General features: G+C 24.4%; 1 protein-coding gene. It reads right to left on the bottom strand.

The window, feature by feature from the left end; all coding sequences use genetic code 11:
• Positions 1-191: 191 nt before the first annotated feature.
• A complete protein-coding gene (locus tag ACQRDX_RS09520) occupies positions 192-389 on the bottom strand; it encodes a zinc-ribbon domain-containing protein (RefSeq protein ID WP_427897469.1) in 198 nt (65 codons plus the stop codon).
• Positions 390-447: the final 58 nt, after the last annotated feature.

Raw genomic sequence — 447 nt, 5'->3', positions numbered from 1 at the left:
TTATTTCACGGTAAACTAAAAATTTCAAATTTCAGAATTTCTTGATAAATCTACATAATTTTACGGAAAACTAAAAATTTTGAATTCCAGTTGATTTTTAAAATCTACATTTGAAAATTTTTAAAATCAACTTTTTTGGGACTTTTTAAACTATTTTTTCTATCTAAAAAGCAAGTCAAATTTGACCTGCTTTATTTTTTATATTGAATAAAATGCTCTCTTTTTCTTCTTAATCCATTACAAATTGAGCATGTTTCTTTATTTCTATGTTCATATAATATTTTTTTATTAATTGAAAACATATATCTATGTTCCTCATTATTTTTGCAGATCCACCACACTTTTATCTTCAGGCGTTTAGTTAATGTTTTGGGATCTCCAAGTAAGATGTTATCACGTTGTATATTAATTTATTCTCTACTTAGACACACACTTATATCCTAACCT

It is taken from the genome of Streptococcus sp. SGI.013, from assembly GCF_050315295.1.
GTDB classification, from domain to species: domain Bacteria; phylum Bacillota; class Bacilli; order Lactobacillales; family Streptococcaceae; genus Streptococcus; species Streptococcus porcorum.
The sequence above is the reverse complement of the archived record's forward strand: the minus strand, read 5'-3'. Positions and strand labels throughout refer to the sequence as shown.